The 19,311-nt window shown below is 48.1% G+C and carries 19 protein-coding genes and 1 pseudogene; 13 read left to right on the top strand and 7 right to left on the bottom strand.

The features are described from left to right. The first annotated feature begins 28 nt into the window (after positions 1 to 28). The 3 genes from ACFS7Z_RS19105 (at position 29) to ACFS7Z_RS19095 (ending at position 2,756) form a co-directional block, all read left to right on the top strand. Complete coding sequence (locus tag ACFS7Z_RS19105; RefSeq protein WP_377487965.1) at positions 29 to 712, top strand: YceI family protein; 684 nt, start codon at positions 29 to 31, stop codon at positions 710 to 712. A 461-nt stretch (positions 713 to 1,173) separates the two neighbouring features. After that, positions 1,174 to 1,863 (top strand): YceI family protein, encoded by a 690-nt coding sequence (locus ACFS7Z_RS19100; RefSeq protein ID WP_377487963.1) that lies wholly within the window; start codon positions 1,174 to 1,176, stop codon positions 1,861 to 1,863. Between the two features lie 128 nt (positions 1,864 to 1,991). Then, complete coding sequence (locus tag ACFS7Z_RS19095) at positions 1,992 to 2,756, top strand: DUF6503 family protein (RefSeq protein ID WP_377487961.1); 765 nt, start codon at positions 1,992 to 1,994, stop codon at positions 2,754 to 2,756. A 37-nt stretch (positions 2,757 to 2,793) separates the two neighbouring features. Here ACFS7Z_RS19095 and ACFS7Z_RS19090 read toward each other — a convergent pair whose 3' ends face one another. Next, on the bottom strand, positions 2,794 to 3,339 hold the full coding sequence (locus tag ACFS7Z_RS19090; RefSeq protein WP_377487959.1) for a hypothetical protein: 546 nt from the start codon (positions 3,337 to 3,339) through the stop codon (positions 2,794 to 2,796). Positions 3,340 to 3,887: 548 nt separating this feature from the next. Between ACFS7Z_RS19090 and ACFS7Z_RS19085 the strand changes: the two genes are divergently transcribed. The 7 genes from ACFS7Z_RS19085 (at position 3,888) to ACFS7Z_RS19055 (ending at position 12,499) form a co-directional block, all read left to right on the top strand. Beyond that, positions 3,888 to 4,175: an ATP-dependent Clp protease adaptor ClpS gene (locus ACFS7Z_RS19085; protein WP_377487957.1), complete on the top strand. Its 288-nt coding sequence runs from the start codon at positions 3,888 to 3,890 to the stop codon at positions 4,173 to 4,175. A gap of 13 nt (positions 4,176 to 4,188) precedes the next feature. Continuing rightward, positions 4,189 to 4,797 (top strand): recombination mediator RecR, encoded by a 609-nt coding sequence (gene recR, locus ACFS7Z_RS19080; RefSeq protein ID WP_377487955.1) that lies wholly within the window; start codon positions 4,189 to 4,191, stop codon positions 4,795 to 4,797. A 476-nt stretch (positions 4,798 to 5,273) separates the two neighbouring features. Further along, complete coding sequence (locus ACFS7Z_RS19075) at positions 5,274 to 7,280, top strand: lectin-like domain-containing protein (RefSeq protein WP_377487953.1); 2,007 nt, start codon at positions 5,274 to 5,276, stop codon at positions 7,278 to 7,280. An 8-nt stretch (positions 7,281 to 7,288) separates the two neighbouring features. Continuing rightward, on the top strand, positions 7,289 to 8,290 hold the full coding sequence (locus ACFS7Z_RS19070; RefSeq protein ID WP_377487951.1) for a PorP/SprF family type IX secretion system membrane protein: 1,002 nt from the start codon (positions 7,289 to 7,291) through the stop codon (positions 8,288 to 8,290). A 194-nt stretch (positions 8,291 to 8,484) separates the two neighbouring features. Continuing rightward, complete coding sequence (locus ACFS7Z_RS19065; protein ID WP_377487949.1) at positions 8,485 to 9,699, top strand: pyridoxal phosphate-dependent aminotransferase; 1,215 nt, start codon at positions 8,485 to 8,487, stop codon at positions 9,697 to 9,699. Then, positions 9,700 to 10,722, top strand: coding sequence for a bifunctional heptose 7-phosphate kinase/heptose 1-phosphate adenyltransferase (locus ACFS7Z_RS19060; RefSeq protein WP_377487947.1), 1,023 nt, complete (start codon positions 9,700 to 9,702; stop codon positions 10,720 to 10,722). Then, positions 10,700 to 12,499, top strand: coding sequence for a TrkH family potassium uptake protein (locus ACFS7Z_RS19055; RefSeq protein ID WP_377487945.1), 1,800 nt, complete (start codon positions 10,700 to 10,702; stop codon positions 12,497 to 12,499). Before ACFS7Z_RS19060 ends, ACFS7Z_RS19055 begins: the two co-directional genes overlap by 23 nt. A 193-nt stretch (positions 12,500 to 12,692) precedes the next feature. On the opposite strand, the gene hemE is transcribed toward ACFS7Z_RS19055, so the two are convergent. Further along, a complete protein-coding gene (gene hemE, locus ACFS7Z_RS19050) occupies positions 12,693 to 13,742 on the bottom strand; it encodes a uroporphyrinogen decarboxylase (RefSeq protein ID WP_377487943.1) in 1,050 nt (349 codons plus the stop codon). Here hemE and ACFS7Z_RS19045 point away from each other — a divergent pair. Beyond that, positions 13,741 to 13,923: a hypothetical protein gene (locus tag ACFS7Z_RS19045; protein ID WP_377487941.1), complete on the top strand. Its 183-nt coding sequence runs from the start codon at positions 13,741 to 13,743 to the stop codon at positions 13,921 to 13,923. The genes hemE and ACFS7Z_RS19045 overlap by 2 nt on opposite strands. Here ACFS7Z_RS19045 and ACFS7Z_RS19040 read toward each other — a convergent pair. Together ACFS7Z_RS19040 and ACFS7Z_RS19035 are read right to left on the bottom strand one after the other, a co-directional pair. After that, on the bottom strand, positions 13,895 to 14,518 hold the full coding sequence (locus ACFS7Z_RS19040; RefSeq protein WP_377487939.1) for a MarC family protein: 624 nt from the start codon (positions 14,516 to 14,518) through the stop codon (positions 13,895 to 13,897). The genes ACFS7Z_RS19045 and ACFS7Z_RS19040 overlap by 29 nt on opposite strands. Positions 14,519 to 14,557: 39 nt before the next feature. Continuing rightward, a complete protein-coding gene (locus tag ACFS7Z_RS19035; protein WP_377487937.1) occupies positions 14,558 to 14,806 on the bottom strand; it encodes a hypothetical protein in 249 nt (82 codons plus the stop codon). 146 nt (positions 14,807 to 14,952) lie between these two features. Between ACFS7Z_RS19035 and ACFS7Z_RS19030 the strand changes: the two genes are divergently transcribed. Further along, positions 14,953 to 16,083 carry a 5-(carboxyamino)imidazole ribonucleotide synthase gene (locus ACFS7Z_RS19030; protein ID WP_377487935.1) on the top strand — a complete coding sequence of 377 codons (1,131 nt, stop codon included), beginning with the start codon at positions 14,953 to 14,955 and terminating at the stop codon, positions 16,081 to 16,083. 3 nt (positions 16,084 to 16,086) lie between these two features. Next, a complete protein-coding gene (gene purE, locus ACFS7Z_RS19025; RefSeq protein ID WP_377487933.1) occupies positions 16,087 to 16,614 on the top strand; it encodes a 5-(carboxyamino)imidazole ribonucleotide mutase in 528 nt (175 codons plus the stop codon). Positions 16,615 to 16,774: 160 nt separating this feature from the next. Here purE and ACFS7Z_RS19020 read toward each other — a convergent pair whose 3' ends face one another. From ACFS7Z_RS19020 to ACFS7Z_RS27430, 3 genes and pseudogenes are all read right to left on the bottom strand, one after another. Then, positions 16,775 to 18,097 (bottom strand): hypothetical protein, encoded by a 1,323-nt coding sequence (locus tag ACFS7Z_RS19020; protein ID WP_377487931.1) that lies wholly within the window; start codon positions 18,095 to 18,097, stop codon positions 16,775 to 16,777. A 344-nt stretch (positions 18,098 to 18,441) separates the two neighbouring features. Next, positions 18,442 to 19,125 (bottom strand): hypothetical protein, encoded by a 684-nt coding sequence (locus ACFS7Z_RS19015; RefSeq protein WP_377487929.1) that lies wholly within the window; start codon positions 19,123 to 19,125, stop codon positions 18,442 to 18,444. A 72-nt stretch (positions 19,126 to 19,197) separates the two neighbouring features. Next, positions 19,198 to 19,311, bottom strand: a pseudogene (locus ACFS7Z_RS27430) (IS1 family transposase); the annotation flags it as partial.

The raw sequence follows: 19,311 nt of genomic DNA, 5'->3' as shown, positions 1-19,311 counted from the left end.
ACTATACAAGACCCACTCGAAGACCAAAATGGAAAAGTTTACAGTCCTTGCCTCACTTGTTGGCGTCATGATCTTCACGGTTTATGCTGGCAACACAAACAACGGCATCAACACCAATTTAAACACTGCAGAGGTAGCCACACCTGCTAAAGCGCGTGCTTACAAAGTAGATGTAGCGAAAAGCGACGTAAAGTGGCATGCTAAAAAAGTGACCGGCGAGCACATAGGAAACATCAGCCTGAGCAGCGGCCTACTGGACGTACAGGGTAAGAAAGTTGTAGGAGGTACTTTCGCCTTCGACATGAACTCCATTACCTGCTCCGACATAAAGGATGCAGAATACAACCAGAAGCTGGTGGGCCACCTGAAGTCAGATGATTTTTTCAGCGTAGAGAAAAACCCGACAGCAACATTCAAAATCACAAGCGTGAAGCCAATAGCCGGAGCAGCTGCAGGCGCGCCTAACACAACGGTAACCGGCGATCTGACCATCAAAGGCATCACAAAGCCAGTTTCTTTCCCGGCTACTGTCACTGTGAAAGACGGTGTGGCAAACCCAAAAGCAGATGTAACGGTAGACCGTACGAAGTTCGATATCCGCTACCGTTCCATTAACTTTTTCGAGAACCTGGGTGATAAAGCCATCCATGATGATTTCGTGGTGTCACTTGATATAACTGCAAGCCAGTCTACTGTAACTGCCAGCAAGTAACAGAAGTGATTTCTCGAGAAGCCGCCCTACACATTGTTGCTGTGGGGCGGCTTCTTTTACTTTATACCAACCGGGGAAAAGGCATCAGCTGGCTAACAGGAAAACATTTTACAGTTCAGGGTGTTAACCGCTTATTCAGCTATACACATGGTTTGTTTCAACTTAGCAGTGCAAAAGTTGTTACTTACTTCATTTCTGAAAAGTCGGTTTTGTAACTCTCAGGTAAGGATACCTGTAAAAACTAACTTCCTATACTGCATATTATAATGCAATTATTTAGTTAAGAGTCTATTTATGAATGTTTTACAGGTGAAACGTACTTTCTAAAAGATTTCTATCAGTTGGTGAACTAAATTATACTTAAAATGTTTGTACATTAAATGTATATACATAAATTTGCAACGTATCACAGAGCAAAGGCTCAGGATTCATATTTAGAAAACCAAAAACAAAACATACCCATGAAAAAAACAGCTATTTATGCTTCATTTGCAGCAGCACTTTTATTCACAGCTTGCAGCGAGAGCGCAACTGAAACTGCTGAAACTACAACAGAAGTAACAACAGAGGCAACTACTCCTGCTGATGGAGAAAGCTACAACGTTGTAGCGGAGAGAAGCGAAGTAAACTGGAAAGGCTCAAAAGTTGGTGGCGAGCACACCGGAAACATTGAGCTTCAGGACGGCGAACTAGTAGTAGCCAACAACGAGGTAGTTGGTGGTAAGTTGGTAATCGACATGAACACGATTACGAATTCTGATATTACAACGGCAGAAGACAACCAGAAGCTTGTAGGCCACCTGAAGTCTGATGATTTCTTTGGTGTAGAGAAGTACCCAACGGCTACTTTCGAAATTACCAATGTTACGGCAGCTACGGATCCTACTGGTGAGGCAACTCATAACGTAACAGGTAACCTGACCATCAAAGAAAAAACGGAGCAGGTTACTTTCCCGGCCGTTATCAATGTGAACAACGGAACAGCCACTGCTAAAGCTGAAGTAACTGTAGACCGCTCAAAGTTTGATGTACGTTATGGTTCTAAAAGCTTCTTTGATGACTTGGGGGACAAAGTTATCGACGACAACTTCATCATTACGTTTGATGTAACGGCACAGAACAATACAACTGGTGCAACTGCACAGCAGTAAGCAATACCTGTTTTCATTTCGATTTCCGCTCCGCTCTTTCCGAAGAGTCGGAGCGGTTTTCGTTTTAGGCATACCGTCTATTGAGCGGCAATACTTATCTTTGGCAGCGCCAATACTTTTTTGTAAAGATGAAACTGATACTACATAAATACACCGTACTGCTGTTCCTGGCCTTGTTCTCCTTAGGCTGCGCAGAAAAAGAAAAGCCGAAAGTTCAAGCCATTGTGGACGCTGCCATTGCCGCACACGGAGGCAAGCACTTAGACCAGGGCATCGTAACCTTCACGTTGCGCGACAGGCAATACCGCGCCCTCCGCGACAACGGAGCCTACGTTTACAGCCGCACTTTCACTGATGACTCCACTGGCCAGCGCATCCACGATGTACTCAGTAACAGCGGCTTTAAACGAACAGCAGACGATAAACCAGTGGAGCTGCCACAGGAGCGGCAGGAAGCATTCAGTGCCTCTGTTAATTCTGTAATATACTTCGCCCTGCTTCCTTACTTTTTGAACGACGCCGCCGTGCAGAAGAAGTACTTAGGAGAGGCCACTATAAAAGGAGAACCTTATCACGAAGTACAGGTAACATTTGCGGCTGAGGGTGGGGGAGAAGATCATGAAGACGTGTATGTATACTGGATTCACCAGCAGCGCAACACCATGGATTACCTCGCCTACAATTTCAAAGAAGAGGACGGGAGTATAGGCACCCGCTTCAGGGAGGCTACCAATGTGCGCGAAGTAAGCGGCGTCCGCTTCCAGGACTACATCAACTATACCTCGAAAGAAGATTTCCCCCTCGAAAACTACGACAGAGCCTTTGAGGCAGGCAAACTTGAAAAAGTATCTGATATCAACCTGGAGGATGTGAAGGTGACGGAGCTTGAATAAATATTGAGTAACTGAATATTCAATCATTCAAAATTAACTACTCCACCTCAAACTCCTGGGGCAGGGCTACGGGAACGGGTTTGCTGCGGCTGTGAATCTGGCTCAGGAAGCTGTCCAGTTCTGATTTGTACTCGAGGTGGTAGTCCTCGTGCAGGTTTTTGCGGATAAGCTGCGTAGTCCGGAGCAGCAGCCGGGCAGAGGCTGTATAGAAGCCTTTGTAGTAGCTGTCGAACTGGCCGGTGAAGTTGTCGAAGATGAGGCGCAGCGTGTACAGGTGCAAGTCTATCTCGGCCTTCTGGTTTTTGGTGATACGCTTGAACCGGGCAATTTCTTTCACCGACTTGCGCAGGGCCTTGGTAAGCGCCTTTGCCAAACTCCGGCCGCTGGCATTCAGCAGCAGCTCATGAATCTTATCTGCACTTTGCTCATACACCTCTTCCAGCGTTACTCCCTCTATTAGTTCGAACGAAAGCAGTTCGTACAGTTCGGCATCGCGGCGGGCAGCTTTCAGAATGATGGCTTCTTTTTCTTTGTCACTCAGTTGTTTTACTGCCTGGCGAAAGGCCGGAGAGATGGCTGGCATACGTGCATGTTTAAATGGTATTCCTGAAAACGAAAATGGGTGGCATTAGGTACGGGCAAGGCTCTTGGGCTCCGCTCCCGCTATGCGTGCAGCAGAGAGCAGTGCTACCCAGTACGACAAATTATAGTTGCTGTCCGATAATCTTTTCCTGCTAACCGCTCTGCCGGTTTGGCCAGAGAGGCCTTATCTTTTTCAAAGTACAGTTCCGTTTACGGTGGCTGCGGCAAGGCCTGCAGAAATACAGTAGTAGGAGGGTGCGACTGCTGCCATGTCCGCTTCTGTATACAAAAGTATAAACTTTATCTCTTCAGCCCAATAGGTTCTTGGCGCACAGCAGACCAGTAGCAGCTTTGATGGCCTGTTTTCCTTTCACTTTTTTGCGTTGCCCGGGGTAAAATAGCAGCAGGTAATTCAGCTGAAACAGGAATCAAACGGGCGTCAGGATTGTTGAATTATACAGCTGAACCAGCTGGTTGGAGACAAAAAGAAATGGCACAGGGCTAAGCGCATAGCTTCGTTAAGTGCTTAAATTTTCGTACTTTTGCATTATGAATTGGGAGAGAGAAATTTTACATAAAGAAGAGTTTGAGGTAGAGTTGCTGGAGGAAAGTACAGACCTGCGCAACCTCGTGGTTTACAACGATGACGTCAACACCTTTGACCATGTGATAGAGACGCTTATCAAAGTGTGTCGCCACACGCAGGAGCAGGCGGAGCAGTGCACCATGCTGATTCATTACAAAGGCAAATGCACTGTAAAGGTAGGCTCTTACGAGGAGTTGATGGGCATGTGCACCAGCCTGCATCAAAAGGATCTGTCAGCTGATATTGAGTAGAAGAGGAGACTGAATGAATTTCCCGTCGAAGTTGATTGAGAATGCCGTGGAGGAGCTGGCAAAGCTTCCGGGCATAGGGAGGAAAACTGCGCTGCGCCTGGCGCTGCATATGTTAAAGGAAGAGTCGGAAGAGACCTTTTTGCTGGCTGAGTCGCTGGTGAAAATGCGTACCGATGTGAAGCATTGCAAGCAGTGCCACAACATCTCAGATACAGAAATCTGCAATATCTGCTCCAACCCGTTGCGCGACAAAAAAGTTTTGTGCGTGGTGAGTGATATCCGGGATGTGATTGCCATTGAGAATACCTCGCAGTACAAGGGGCTTTACCACGTGTTGGGTGGGGTTATTTCGCCTTTAGAAGGAATCGGTCCGTCTGATTTAGAGATAGAGTCACTGCTGGAGCGTTTGCCCGACTCAGAGGTGAGGGAAATCCTATTGGCTATAAGCCCAACTATGGAGGGCGATACCACAGCCTTTTACCTTACCCGTAAGCTCCGCGACCATAACCTGCGTATCACCACCATTGCCCGGGGTGTGCCTGTGGGCGGCGAGCTGGAGTATACGGATGAGGTAACGCTCGGCAGAAGCATAGTGGAACGTACCGCATACGGCAAAGTATAGTCGGATTGGCGGTAAGCAGTAGGAGCATAAAAAATCCGGTAAAAAATCCAGAATAGTATTTCAGCAAGGCAGGAGACTGCTCCTTCCTTCAACTTTCCTGCGTTAACTTCTTACGCGCGCGTTAATATACAGCATTTAAAACAATTTACCCTTGGCGGAGCATCATAACATGCTCCGCCAAGGGTAAATTGTTTATAAGTATTAGTGGAGAATATATTAAACTTAGTGTAGAACTTAGTAACAACTTTTTGGCACTTTCGTTTAGTCACTATACTCTATATATTAATTCTCTTACGCGAATAAAAAGCACACGTTGATTATCGAAGGCTTTGATTTGTGATGGTTGAACTTGCTGCTCTGAAGGCAGTTACGTTGTTGAAAAATTTCCTTTTATAGTTTCGTCTTTTTGTCGTTAACATAGCCCTATGAGCCTTCTGCCTCGGTATGAAAGAACTTATACTCATCTTAGAAATAAGATGCTCCATATAATATTATGCTTTTGCTTTTGCTTTGCCTTTATACTAGCTCCGCTTACCTCTTCAGCTCAGTTCGTTACACGCGGTGATGCCGTAAAACTGTCTGACCAGTGCTTCAAAATCACAGAAGACCGGGAATGGCGGTACGGCTACATCTGGTGGAAAGAGAAAATCGACCTTTCAAAGCCTGTGGAGCTTGAGTTTACCGTTTACCTTGGTACTAAAGATCTGGATGGTGCAGATGGTATTGCCTTCGTCTTTCATAATGACCCACGGGGTTTGGAGGCGAAAGGTAGATTAGGGGAGGCCTTTGGTGTTGGAGCACCGGAACCTGTCACTCCCTCTGTCGCAATAGAGTTTGATACGCATGATAACACTGACAAAAGTTATATCGACAATAAAACTGACATAGCAGCAGATCATACTACTGTTTTCTATAATGGGAATATGCCTGCTCCAGAGTTTCCGCCTGTTCAGATAGACCCCAATAACAAAGATGTAGAAAACAACCAGTGCCACACATACACTATTTTGTGGAACCCAGCTACGCAGGAACTGAAGTTGCTTTTTGATGGTGCAGAGCGATTCACGCATAAAGATGACATCATAAAGAATGTATTCAATGGAGACCCAATGGTGTACTATGGGTTTACAGGAGCTACCGGGGGGCTTTATAATGAACAGACTATTTGCCTGCTAGACCGGAACAGTAAGCCTGTTGCCAATGATGATGTGGCTCAGGCAGCGCCAGGAAAACCAGTTACAGTAGCTGTTTTGGAAAACGACACACATACAACTGGCAGCCCGCTCACTTTAACCCGTATTGTAAAGGGACCTAGAAATGGAACGGCCGTTATCTCCGGAAATAAAATTGTCTATACCCCCAGTGCCTGGTTTCTTGGGAAAGATGTCTTGACCTATGAAATCAGTGATGCAGGTTCTACCCAATGCTATAACAAAGTGGCAACGGCGCAGGTCATAATAGAGGTGGCTTGTCCAAGCTCTATGCCGACAATAGAACTGACGGCCACTGGCAATACTACCTTCTGCGAAGGAGGGAGTGTGGTACTAAGCGCTTTGGGACAGGCAATGGATGCCAAATTTACCTGGAAGCGTAACGGGATTCTCATCAAAGGAGATAAGCCAGAACTGGTGGCTACAGCATCCGGTGACTATACTGTTGATGTGGAAACAATATGCGGCAAAGTGACTTCCAATGTTATTACTGTTACAACCATACCTTTGCCCACGATCCAATCAGTGACAGGAAACGACCGGTGTGAGCCCGGCCCTGTAACCTTAACGGCGACGGGAGGGGAAGAAGGGAGCTACAGATGGTATGACGTTCCGGAGGGCGGTGCTCCTTTGGCAGGCACCAGCAGCAGCACGTTTACCACACCGCATCTCAATGTAACCACCACATATTACGTGTCTGTAATAGGAGGGAACGGATGCGAAAGTAAACGCTTTCCTGTGCAGGCTGTCATTGTAGTTTTACCTGATATAGCCCCTTACACTGAATTTGTAATTAGCAGAGGGCAAACTGTCAAGCTGGGGAAATGGAAGGACATACCCGGCACCCGCTACGAATGGTCGCCAGCCACGGGACTTGATGACCCCTACAGTGCCAGCCCGCGTGCAAACCCTAATGAAACCATAACCTATACAGTGGTAGCAACTACTTCTGCGGGCTGTCGGGTAACAGGGCAGGTGCATGTTTTTGTGCGGCGTGATATTGTTGTGCCCAATGCCTTTTCTCCGAACGGCGACGGCATAAACGAAACCTGGGTGATAGAAACCCTGGAAGACTACCCCAATGCCCGTGTGGAAGTGTTTGACCGTTGGGGAAGCAAGATCTATGAAAAAACGCGCTACGTAAACGAGTGGAACGGCACATATAAAGGTGCTCCGTTACCAGTGAGTACTTATTTCTATGTGATCATACTAAATGAAAACATTCCGAAATATGGTGAAAAAGTAACAGGATCCGTAAGCATTGTTCACTAAAGGCAACTATGAGCGTCAGAACTTCTACCCTATTTCTTCTTTTGATGTTTTTACCGTTGCTGGTGCTTTCGCAGCAGAAGCCGCAGTATAGCCAGTACATGATCAACAATTACCTGCTAAACCCTGCCATAGCGGGAATTGAGAATTATGTGGACATAAAATCCGGCTATAGAAACCAATGGACAGGCATAGACGGCGCACCTAACAATTTTTATCTGAGCATCCACACCAAACTGGCCAAAGACAAGGCCATCGCTCCGGAAGCAGGGAGCAAGACACCCTCTTTTGTGGGCGAAAAAGAAATGCGCACCATTTACAGGAGGGCTGGTGCACAGCCTCACCACGGTATCGGCCTGATTCTGCTGCATGATAAGATTGGCCCTTTCACCCGGTTGGAAGCCAACGTGTCGTATGCCTACCATATGCCACTGACGGAAGAGATAAAGCTGGGTGCAGGTGCCTCTGCAGGCATTTCACAGCATTCCCTGAATGGAAACAAACTGGTTTTCGCCAACCCAGCTGATGCTGCCAGTGCTGGCTGGACAGTGCACCGGCCTAACCTCAAGCTGGGTATGTGGCTCTACTCCTCCAACTTTTACGCCGGCCTTTCCGCTAGTGAACTCATCAGCAACACAGTCTCTGTAGGAGAGGAGGGAGGCGTAGACATCAATTTCGAAAACCACTATTTTTCTACAGCCGCCTATAAAATCAGCGCTACCCGAAACCTGGATGTGATACCCTCGGTTATGGTAAAACTGCTGCAGCCGCTGCCGCTGTCGGTGGATTATAACCTGCGTGCTATCTACGACAATAAACTCTGGGCTGGTGTTTCTTACCGGCAAAACGATAGCCTCGCTTTGCTGGGTGGTATTACATGGAACGAGGTCTTTGATTTAGGTTATTCCTTTGATGCAGGTGTGAGTTCTCTGGGAGGCGTAAGCCATGAGGTAGTGCTGGGAATGCGCATTCCAAACAGACACAGAATAGTATGCCCTCAGAACCTGTGGTAGGGGAAGGTTCCAAATTTTAAAACTTCCACGGCACCTCTATTATTAGCCTTTCTGTCTTTTTTCTCTTGTTTTCTTTTTGATTCTCAAGCCTTCTTGCCAATTTACCTGCTAAAGCCGCAGCAACAGCAGCAAAAAATTGTAAAGCTGGAATTCTGTGGCATTATGACTAAATTGCCAGCCTAACCTTAAAAGAAATGCGAAACACAGAGGAAGTAAGATCAGCACTGTCAGACAGAATCTTAGCCCTGTCTGAGTCTCAGACAATTGCCATGGCCAAAAAAGCGCGAGAATTGGCTTCTCAAGGGTTTGATGTAATAAACCTAAGTTTTGGAGAGCCTGATTTCCAGACGCCGCAATACATTAAAGATGCCGCCAAGAAGGCAATCGACGAAGGCTTCACTTTCTATACGCCGGTACCGGGCTACCCGGAACTGCGGCAGGAGATCGTGAATAAGTTTAAGCGCGATAACAACCTGGACTATAAGCCGGAAAACATTGTGGTGTCTACCGGTGCGAAGCAAAGTATAGCCAACGCGGTGATGTGCCTGGTAAACCCGGGTGATGAAGTGATTATTTTCTCTCCTTACTGGGTGTCTTATGAGGAAATCGTGAAGCTGGCCGAGGGTACCCCGGTGCCGGTGATGGGCAGCCTTGAGAATGATTTTAAAGTGACTGCTGCACAGTTGGAGCAGGCGATTACCTCCGACACAAAGTTGGTGATGTACTCTTCTCCGAGCAACCCAACAGGTGCTGTGTGGGACGAGGATGAACTGCGCGCCATTGCCAAGGTGCTGGAGAAGTACCCACAGGTGTATGTAATTGCAGATGAGATATATGAGTACATAAACTTCGAAGGAAAGCACTTCAGCCTGGCTTGCGTGGACTCCATCAAAGACCGCGTGGTAACAGTAAACGGTCTCTCCAAAGGCTATGCCATGACCGGGTGGCGTGTCGGCTATATGGCCGCAAACAAAGAGATTGCGTCTGCCTGCGACAAGCTGCAAAGCCAGATTACGTCCGGCACCAGCTCTATCTCACAGAAAGCAGCAGCGGCTGCGCTACAGGGAGGCAAGGGAGCTGCACTGGAGATGACGGAAGCTTACCGCCGCCGCCGCGACCTCGTGCTCGACATGATGAACGACATCGAGGGCTTTAAGACATACCTGCCAGCCGGCGCATTCTATATTTTCCCGGACGTGAGTTATTATTTTGGCAAGAGCTACGAGGGGAAAACGATAGTGGATTCTGATGACCTGAGCATGTTCCTGCTGGCAGATGCCCACGTGGCGACAGTAGATGGCGCGGCCTTCGGGGCTCCGCAGTGTATCCGTTTCTCCTTTGCCACATCAGACGAAAAGCTGACAGAGGCCATGCGCCGCATTAAGAGCAGCCTTGCAAAACTACAGTAAATGACTCAAGTTTCTAGCTTAGAGGCTCTTTTCAAAGCCTTTAATGGGCTACAGGTGCTGGTGGTGGGAGACGTAATGATTGATTCTTACCTATGGGGGAAATCAACACGCATCTCACCTGAGGCACCTGTACCTATAGTTAATGTAATAAAGCGGGAGAAGCGCCTTGGTGGCGCTGCCAACGTAGCCCTCAACATTGAGGCTATGGGAGCCATTCCGCTGTTGTGTTCTGTAATTGGTGCTGACCAGGATGGGGCGGACTACATCTGCCTGATGGAAGAAAAGAGGCTGTCTACAGAAGGCATTGTGCAGAGCCCCGAGCGGGTAACCACTATCAAACACCGCATTATAGCCGGGGGGCAGCAGCTGTTGCGCGTCGACTCTGAGATTGAGCATAACCTCACCGGACAAGAGGAACGCCTCCTGGAGGAGCGTTACCTGAAGCTGCTGGACAAGGCCGATGTTGTTATCTTCGAAGATTACGACAAAGGCGTTTTCTCGGAGCAGAACATCCGGCGTTTTCTGCAGCTGGCTAACGAGCGTAACATTCCCAGCGTTATCGATCCCAAAAAGAAGAATTTCCTTAGCTACACTGGCTGCACCTTGTTCAAGCCAAACCTGAAAGAGCTGAAAGAGGGCTTAAAGGTAGACTTTGCTGATGAGGACTTGCCTGCTTTTGAAGCAGCAGTGGCCGAACTACAGGAGCGCCTGCAAGTGGACCAGGTATTAGTTACCTTGTCGGAGCGTGGTGTGTTTGTGGCTGACGGGGAAGAAAAGACGTATATCGAGGCGCACCGCCGCTCCATTTCCGATGTATCAGGTGCTGGCGACACGGTCATCAGCATTGCGGCACTGTGTGTGGCCCTGCAAACGTCAAAAGAGTTTATGGCCGGCCTTAGCAACCTGGGCGGAGGGTTAGTGTGCGAGCAGGTGGGGGTGGTGCCCATAGACAAGTCGCGGCTGTATGAAGAGGCTGCGCACATTAGGTTGTTTGAAAAGAATGAACACAGAATCGTTAAATAGGTTTCTGTACGGCAGCAAGTTAACGGCGTATACTATCATGCGCCGCTCCACTTATGTGCTGACAATATTGGCGATAGGATTTCTTGTTTACGCACATGGAGTAGTAGAAAGCCCTGTGCGCCTGCGGTTGTTGTTTTACGCTATAGATGGTATTCTCGCTATATTCGTAGTCATCTATTTCCTGCGCATCCTGTATACCTTTGAGCGAGTCAAGTTCCTGAGGCGCACTTGGTTTGAGGGAATCCTGATGGGTATCATCTTCCTGAACCAGTTCTTTACCTACATACTGGGTTTCCCGCTTATCTACAACATTTTCGAGGGAATAGGTATCCCGCTTTCGGTGGAGTTTTACCGGGTAACAGTATCGCTGTATATGCTGCTGCTGCTTGTTGTGGAGCTGCTGGAGACCCAGGTGCACCTGAAAACGATGCAGCTGAAGCCTTCCATCACTTTTCTCCTCAGCTTTATCATGCTGATACTGATAGGTACCGGGCTTTTTATGCTGCCTAAAATGTCGAATGCCCCGGACGGTATCCGCTTTCTGGATGCACTCTTTATGGCTACCAGCGCCTCCTGCGTGACTGGCCTGGCGGTGGTAGACCCGGGCACTTACTTTACTTTTGGAGGACAGCTGGTGCTGTTGATGCTCATACAAATGGGTGGTTTGGGTATACTTACTTTTGCCACCTTCTTTGCCTCGCTGATGCGGCAGGGAGTGGGTATAAAGCAGCACGTAGCCATGCACGAGCTGCTGGAGAGCGAGTCACTTTTCTCTACCAAGAACCTGATGCGCAAGCTTATTTTCCTGACACTGACGATAGAGGCCATCGGTGCCGTGGCCGTGTTTCTGACGTGGGGGGCAGAAGCACAGTTTACGAACCTTGGCAGTAAAATCTTCTTCTCTGTTTTCCATTCTGTGTCAGCATTCTGTAATGCAGGATTTTCGCTCTACCCGGAAGGACTTTACACCCAGCCCATCCGGTTCTCCTACATTCTGCACCTGGTTATCGCCCTGCTAATTATATTCGGTGGCATTGGTTTTCCTACCATTCTGGATGTGCTGTCTCCCAGAAACATGCGCGCGCGCATGGAGCAGCCCTGGAAAAACTGGAAGATGTCGTCGCGCGTTACCATTTATACTTCTGCCATTTTACTGGCTGTTGGTACGATTGGCTTCTTTTTGCTGGAGTATTACAACACCCTCTCCAGCCTGGGATTTGTAGAGGCTCTAATTGCTTCCTTCTTCCAGTCAGTGACCACGCGTACGGCTGGTTTTAACACAGTAGATATTTCTGCGCTTAATGTGCCCACTTTGCTCATGTTTATAGCCCTGATGTTTATTGGCGGCTCTCCCGGTTCAACGGCGGGAGGTATCAAAACAACTACATTCACTGTCGTCCTTTTTGCGGTGCTCACTACTATCCGCAACAAGCGCAACATGGAAATCGGCCACCGCACCATCCCGCATTCAGTGGCCTACAAAGCCTTTTCAGTTTTTACGTTCGCAGCTATCATCAACATTGCGTTCATCTTTATTCTATCCATCACCGACGCGCAGTTCGATATCATCAAACTTGCGTTTGAGCAGGTATCGGCTTTTGCAACCGTTGGTATAAGCACAGGTATCACGGCCGGGCTTTCTGATTTAGGGAAGTGTGTTATCATCCTGTCGATGTACTTGGGCAGGGTAGGTACCCTTACACTAGCGCTCGCACTCAGCACACGGGCTACCTCTACAGCCTACAAGTATCCGGAAACGCAGCTGGCAGTGGGTTAAAAGAGTTAGAAAGTTCGGAAGTTAGAGGGCTAGAGAGTTGGAAGTGAGGGTAAACCTACTATAAAGCTGATTGCAATCAATAATGAACGGCTTTATCACAGAAATAGAAAGGCCCGCTGTTTAGGCGGGCCTTTCTATTTCTGTATTTGTGAAGAGTCAAACTCAAAACTCTTTGACTGTAAAACTTTTTTTATCAGATAGCTTCACCACCAACAATGCTTCCGTATTCTTTTACTGTCTGTACAAAGCATTTTACTTTCTCAGGGTCAGTGTCAGGGTAAACGCCGTGGCCAAGGTTGGCGATGTGGCGCTGAGGGCCAAACTCTTTCAGCATTTTAATGGTTTCATGCTGTATAGTGTCAAAAGAGCTGTAAAGGAGGCATGGGTCCATATTCCCCTGAAGGGTTTTGTCAGGGCCTACCTGCTGGCGGGCCTTCCTGATTTCCATGTTCCAGTCCAGGCCTATGGTAGCGCAGTTGAGCTTGCTGAAGTCTTCTAAAGCAAAGAAAGCGCCCTTGGCAAAAACCGTTACCGGCACGTTGTGGATGGAATTACAGATTTCGCTGATGTATGGCAGGGCAAACTCGCGGTACTGTGCCGGCGAAAGAATGCCAGCCCAGGAATCAAATACCTGAATGAGGTTGGCACCCGCTTCTACCTGTGCCTGCAGGTAAGCGATGGTGGTATCGGTAATCATGCGAAGCAGCTGGTGTGCCAGCTTCGGGTTGGTATATAGCAAGCCACGTGCATGCGAGAACGTTTTGGAACCGCTGCCTTCTACCATATACGCCAGGATAGTCCAGGGGGCACCGGCAAAGCCAATCAGGGGCACGCGGCCGTTCAGTGCTCTTTTCGTTACCCGTATTGCCTCCAGCACATAGTTCAGGTGCTCGTGCGGATCCGCCACGCGCAGCTTCCGCATGTCTGCCTCAGTGCGGATGGTGTTCGGGAACAGCGGCCCTCTTTTCTCTATCATCTCATAGGTGCAACCCATCGCCTCGGGCACCACAAGAATATCAGAGAAAATGATGGCAGCGTCTACGTCCAGTATGTCTACAGGCTGTATGGTAACCTCTGCGGCCAGCTCCGGTGTTTCCACCAGCTCTTTAAAGCCGCTCAGGCTATTGCGGACAGCACGGTATTCCGGTAAAATGCGTCCTGCCTGGCGCATGAGCCACACAGGGGTGCGCTCTACTTTCTCGCCTCTGGCAGCTCTTATAAGCAGATCGTTCTTTAGTTGCATGCCGCAAAGATACGACAAAGTTGTTGATTGTGAATTGTTGATTGCTGTAGGTTTAGTAGTTAAACTGCTAAATGGTGCTGTAGCTGCTTTTTTTTCCTTAACGATTAACGATGTAGCCATTCAACAATTCACAATCAATAATTTTAAAGTGGTTACCGCTCTGCAAAAAACAGGGCTGTAAGGGCAGACACAATAAAGTTAACGCCAATAGAGAGCACTATGAAGCCCATGATGCGGGAAAGCGCCGCCAAGCCAGACTTACCCATTACGCGTGTAAGCTGGGATGAAGAGCGAAGTATAAAGTAAGAAACGCCTGCCAGCAGAATGATGCCAATTAGAATAAAGAGCATGTCCAGGACAGACAGGGAAGTAGTGAAAAGACCGATGCTGATGGCAATGGCACCAGGCCCTGAAAGCATCGGCATTGCCAGCGGCGTGAAAGAAATGTCATCTTTTTGCTGCCCTTCTTCCACCACCTCCGGGGAAATCTTCTTTTTGTTTGCACCCGGGGTCACTAAATCAAAACCGGCCCTCATGATCATGAGCCCTCCGGCAATGCGGAGGTCGTGAATGCGGATGCCGAAGAAATTAAGGATGTACTGCCCCGTCAGGAAAAAAACAGCCAGTATACCAACCATATAAAGGCATGCTTTCAGCGCCTGCTGGTTTCGTTGTGCAGGGGTATCGTCCTGTGTTAGGGTCAGAAACACAGGCATAGCCCCGAAAGGGTTTACAACAGAGAACAAGGCAGAAAAAGTAGCCAGTATGATTTCCATAGGTGCGTTGAGGCTTAAAAAGCCGCAAGCTACTCAGAATTAATTTAAAATGTACCAGTACAAAACCAGATCATAAACCAGCAGGACCAGCAGCGTAAGGTAGTATTCATCGCGGGAACTGTCGCCGAGCACCAGGTAACCGGCCAGCAAAAGGCTTAGCAACTGGAACGGCACCAGCTTTAGATCTATGCCTGCCAGGCTGCCCGCATACCACAGCATTCTGAAGAATATTAAGAACAAAGGAACATGGAATAATACCATCATGCTGCGCACCAACTTCTCTGACATATCGCTATGCATTTGTTTAGTTCAATATAGGTATTGTTAGATAGAAAACAAAACTCTGTCGGAAATAGCTGCATTAAATTAACAACAGGAGCTGAGATTCGGACATAATCCTTAATTTTGAGCAGACCACCATAATAAAAGACTACATGAAAGGAGAAGTAAAGCTGGGCATACTGGGCGGCGGACAACTGGGTCGAATGCTGATGCAGGCCGGTCTCGATTTTAATATATACACGTTAATATTGGACCCTGATGAGAATGCCCCTTGCAAAGACATTTGCCATGAGTTCTATGTCGGCAGCTTCCGCGATTTTGACACAGTGTATGCGTTCGGAAAGAGGTGCGACATAGTGACCATTGAGATTGAACACGTGAATGCGGATGCGCTGGAGAAGTTGGAGCAGGAGGGGGTAAAGGTATATCCGGATGCCCGTACTGTGCGCACCATCCAGGACAAAGGGCTGCAGAAGGAGTTCTATAAAAAGCACAGTATTCCCTCTTCCGATTTTCTACTGCTGAATGATAAGTCGGAATTAGAGAAGAACCTCTCTTTCCTGCCAGCCTTCCAGAAACTGCGCCGCGAGGGCTACGATGGCCGTGGCGTTACGCGCCTTACGGGCGAGGCAGATTTTGGCAAGGCCTTCGAGGCACCATCTGTGCTGGAAAAGCTGGTGGATTTTGAGAAAGAGATATCGGTGATTGTGGCCCGTAATGCCTCGGGTGAGGTTACCGCTTTTCCGGTGGTGGAACTAAGCTTTCATCCGGAACATAATCTGGTTGATTTCTTGTTTGCGCCAGCCAATGTTCCTTATAAGTTGCAGCGACTTGCCATCGAAATAGCAACGCGCGTAATCGAGGCTTTCGATATGGTGGGAATACTGGCCGTGGAGATGTTCCTGACAAAAGACGGGCAGATACTGGTAAACGAAGTAGCACCGCGACCGCACAACAGCGGGCACCATACCATTAAGGCTAACTACACCTCACAATATGAGCAGCACCTGCGCGCTATCCTGAACCTGCCCCTTGGCTCTACAGAAATACAGAGCGCGGCCGTTATGCTGAACCTGCTGGGGGAGCCCGGCTATGACGGAGAGGCGGCTTATGAGGGGCTGCAGGAGGCACTTGCCGTGCCGGGGGTTTACATCCATCTTTACGGTAAAAAGTATACCCGCCCTGCCCGCAAAATGGGGCACATTACCGTGTTAGGGCACAACATTGAAGAGGCGCAGCAGCGTGCAACATCTATCAGAAACATAATCAAAGTTAAAGCATAAACTATGGCCGACGAAAAAACGACCACACAACCTTTGGTAGGCATTATCATGGGCAGCCAGTCTGACCTGAAGGTGATGGATGCCGCTGCGGAGATACTGGAAACCCTTGGGGTGCCTTATGAACTGACCATCGTGTCGGCGCACCGCACGCCGCACCGCATGATCGAATATGCAGAGAATGCCCGCAAGCGAGGCCTTAAAGTAATTGTAGCCGGGGCAGGCGGAGCAGCCCACTTACCGGGCATGGTGGCATCACTTACAACGCTGCCTGTTATAGGGGTGCCGGTAAAATCGAGTAACTCTATCGATGGCTGGGATTCTGTACTGTCCATTTTGCAGATGCCCGGCGGTATACCGGTAGCCACTGTAGCACTAAATGGCGCTCAGAATGCCGGTATACTTGCCGCCCAGATTTTAGGCACAACCAATGCTGCAGTGGCCGATAGGCTGGAGAAGTATAAAAGCAGCCTGAAAGATAAAGTGATGCGCTCGGTAGAGGAACTGAAGCGCGGGGACAGAGACCTGGACTAATTCCTTGTAGGTTTCTGATAGAACAGCACCTCTCCCTTTTGCAAAACCACCAGCCAGAGTGGACTATTGCATTTAATCCCTGAGACTGCACCAGTTCCAAATTGGTGCGGTCTCAGGGGTTTTAGCTAAAGATTTAGCTGCCCGTTCTGCTATAGCTGTTTCAGGACTTTACCAGTTCCTGGGGTGGAGCGGCCTGCCAGAAATAAACATGTGCCGTTAAGGCAAGCAGCAGGCAGGCAAAGGCCGCAAACGCAAGTTTGGCAGCATATAGAGGGTGCAGGCTGAAAGAGGCGAAAAAAAAGATAGCCCAGGCGGCTGTTCGTAGTCGGCTCCACTTGTCATTAACCACCAAAATCAGCCGGAGGCTCAAGATAGTGGCAGCCAGCAAAAAGAATACCTTAAGGGCCTTGGCAGGTAGTATTCCCGCTGCCGTCTTCCATATATAGTGTGCATAAAGGTTACTGCCGTAATACATCGATATGGAGACACTTACAAGTGCTAGTAACAGGTAAAAGTACCTGTTATGGTTATTTGTCTGGTCTGCTATAAAATAGATATACAGGCTGCTTACAAAGACAAGAAAGGCAATAACACTCGGAAACCAATTCTGCGGTATACCTGCATCGCGCCCCTCTGTATCAGTGATACCTATCTCCACTGCCGCAAAGACAGCAGCCAGCACAGTAATAACCAGAAGCAGCGTTACGAAAACTGTTCTTCTTGAGAAGGAAAAGTTGAGGCTTATTTGAGGTAAGGAAGCCCCCAACTTATCGCTTGTCTGTTGTTTTGTAATGAATTGTGTATATGCTACAGTGGAGACAAGAAAGCAGCTTGATGCAAAAATCTCTGATCCTTCCTCAAGCAGGAGCAGCGAAATAGGCCTTACCCAAAGTGTAGGGTCAGGGGCAGCCATGTAGGCCGCAATCTCATAGTGCTCCTGCAGCGGGTTGCTCAGAAACAGCAGCAGTCCGGCTACGGCAAAGGCCACCGACCACTTCGAACGTATAAGCCTGACAAAGCTGAAAGTGAACATGAAGCCTCCCACCAGTAAAATCACTACATAGAAGAGCATCCACCCTGAGTTGCTGTCAAAGACTTTGAAGGCTGCTGTATTACCAATTGTTTCATGGAAAGAACCGACCTCATCCAGCGAGAGCGTTACAAAAATCATACAGAACAGAAGCCACCCATAGCTGAGGTACTTTTCGCGCCAGTGCTGAAAGCGTTGCCAGTCGGCTCTGAAGCAAATTGCCGACATAAGCGCGACAGACAGCAGGAGCATAGAGGAATACCAGGTGGCAATGGTATTTTCATTTGCCAGGTCAAGCAGTCGTAGGCCTGATCGGAGGCCATGGTCTGTTACCTGTAGCGTACGGGCTACCCAGGTTCCTGCCAGCACCAACAGGTTCAGAACCAGCATTGCACCCAGGCACAACCATAGTTGATTGCGTGACAGGCGGATAATGAATAAAAATTTCTTCATATGTGATGGGTGTCTAAAAGAATCGATTTACCATAAAACCTGCTTATATACCTATCGCTTCATCTCCGCTGCCTGCTCATGTTAAGTCAATGTTAAATAAGCAGCTTGTACTATTACTAAATTATAAAGTTTAATTATAAATAAAAAAATATTATGGAAGTGTTATATACACGTAACAAGGCCCGATTATGGAAATGCAATTAGTAGGCGCGATACCGTAGTGCAGTCCGAGAATCTAAGTATGAGGCGAAGGATGTGGTTCTGGTCTTGATACAAATTCAAAAAGGAAGGCCGCTATTTTTCTTTTAGCGGCCTTCCTTTTTTACCCAGTTCCTTTAAGGTTATCAGAAATAGAAACCAGCACCTATTGCAGCCTTTGCTAGGCTCAAATCAACATCAAATTCGCTTCCCTTATCCGTGTAGGTATAGCTTAGCCAGTTCGCCTTTAGTTCAAGCCCAAGTCTTGGCGTAGCAAAGTACAACAGGCCCGGTGCAAAGGCACCATGCAAGCTGCCCTGGCTGTTCTCGCTTGAACTCAGGTTCCAACTGACAGGAGAACCAATAGTAGTTCCGGCGCCTGGGTCTACAAACTGCCCCATCCTGCTCTCCATCCTGTACTTCGTGTTCAGATAACCTGCCGAACCTTCAGCAAAGAAAGCAAGCTTGGGGCTTAGGGTATTGTAATAGCGTGCCACCGGGCCAAAGCCAACGGCAGTAGTTTTTATATCAACAGTGTGTTGTGTAGTATAATATGTATAGCCAGACCCTGAAGGTATGGGTAGCGAATTCCTCAGGTCTGACTCCGATTTGGAGAAACTGCCTGTGGCCTGCAGGCCAAGCATCCAATGCAGGCTAACCACATAAGCGGCGACAGGCGAAAAACTAAGTGAGGTGGTTTTAGAAGAGGGGTTATCCCTTTTCATACTTCCTCCAAAATAAGCACCTGTAAACACTCTGCCAGGAGCTAGCTGTGCAAAAGCCGGACTTACTAGCAAGAGTAAACCCATCGCAATATAGTATCTTTTCATTTTAGATTATTTGCTGTGAATATATTTATATAAAGTGAATTAAATATAGGGTCTAAAAAATTTGGTTGTGGTCTATAATGTATGATGGTTTCTATAGTAAAATATTAGCTTCATAGCATTGTAGTGATTCTGCTCTTTTTTGGAGAAGCAGGCTGTTTTCCTCACTATTCTTCTGTTCCTGGTCCT

It is taken from the genome of Pontibacter toksunensis, from assembly GCF_042686245.1.
Taxonomy (GTDB): Bacteria; Bacteroidota; Bacteroidia; order Cytophagales; family Hymenobacteraceae; genus Pontibacter; species Pontibacter toksunensis.
The sequence above is the reverse complement of the archived record's forward strand: the minus strand, read 5'-3'. Positions and strand labels throughout refer to the sequence as shown.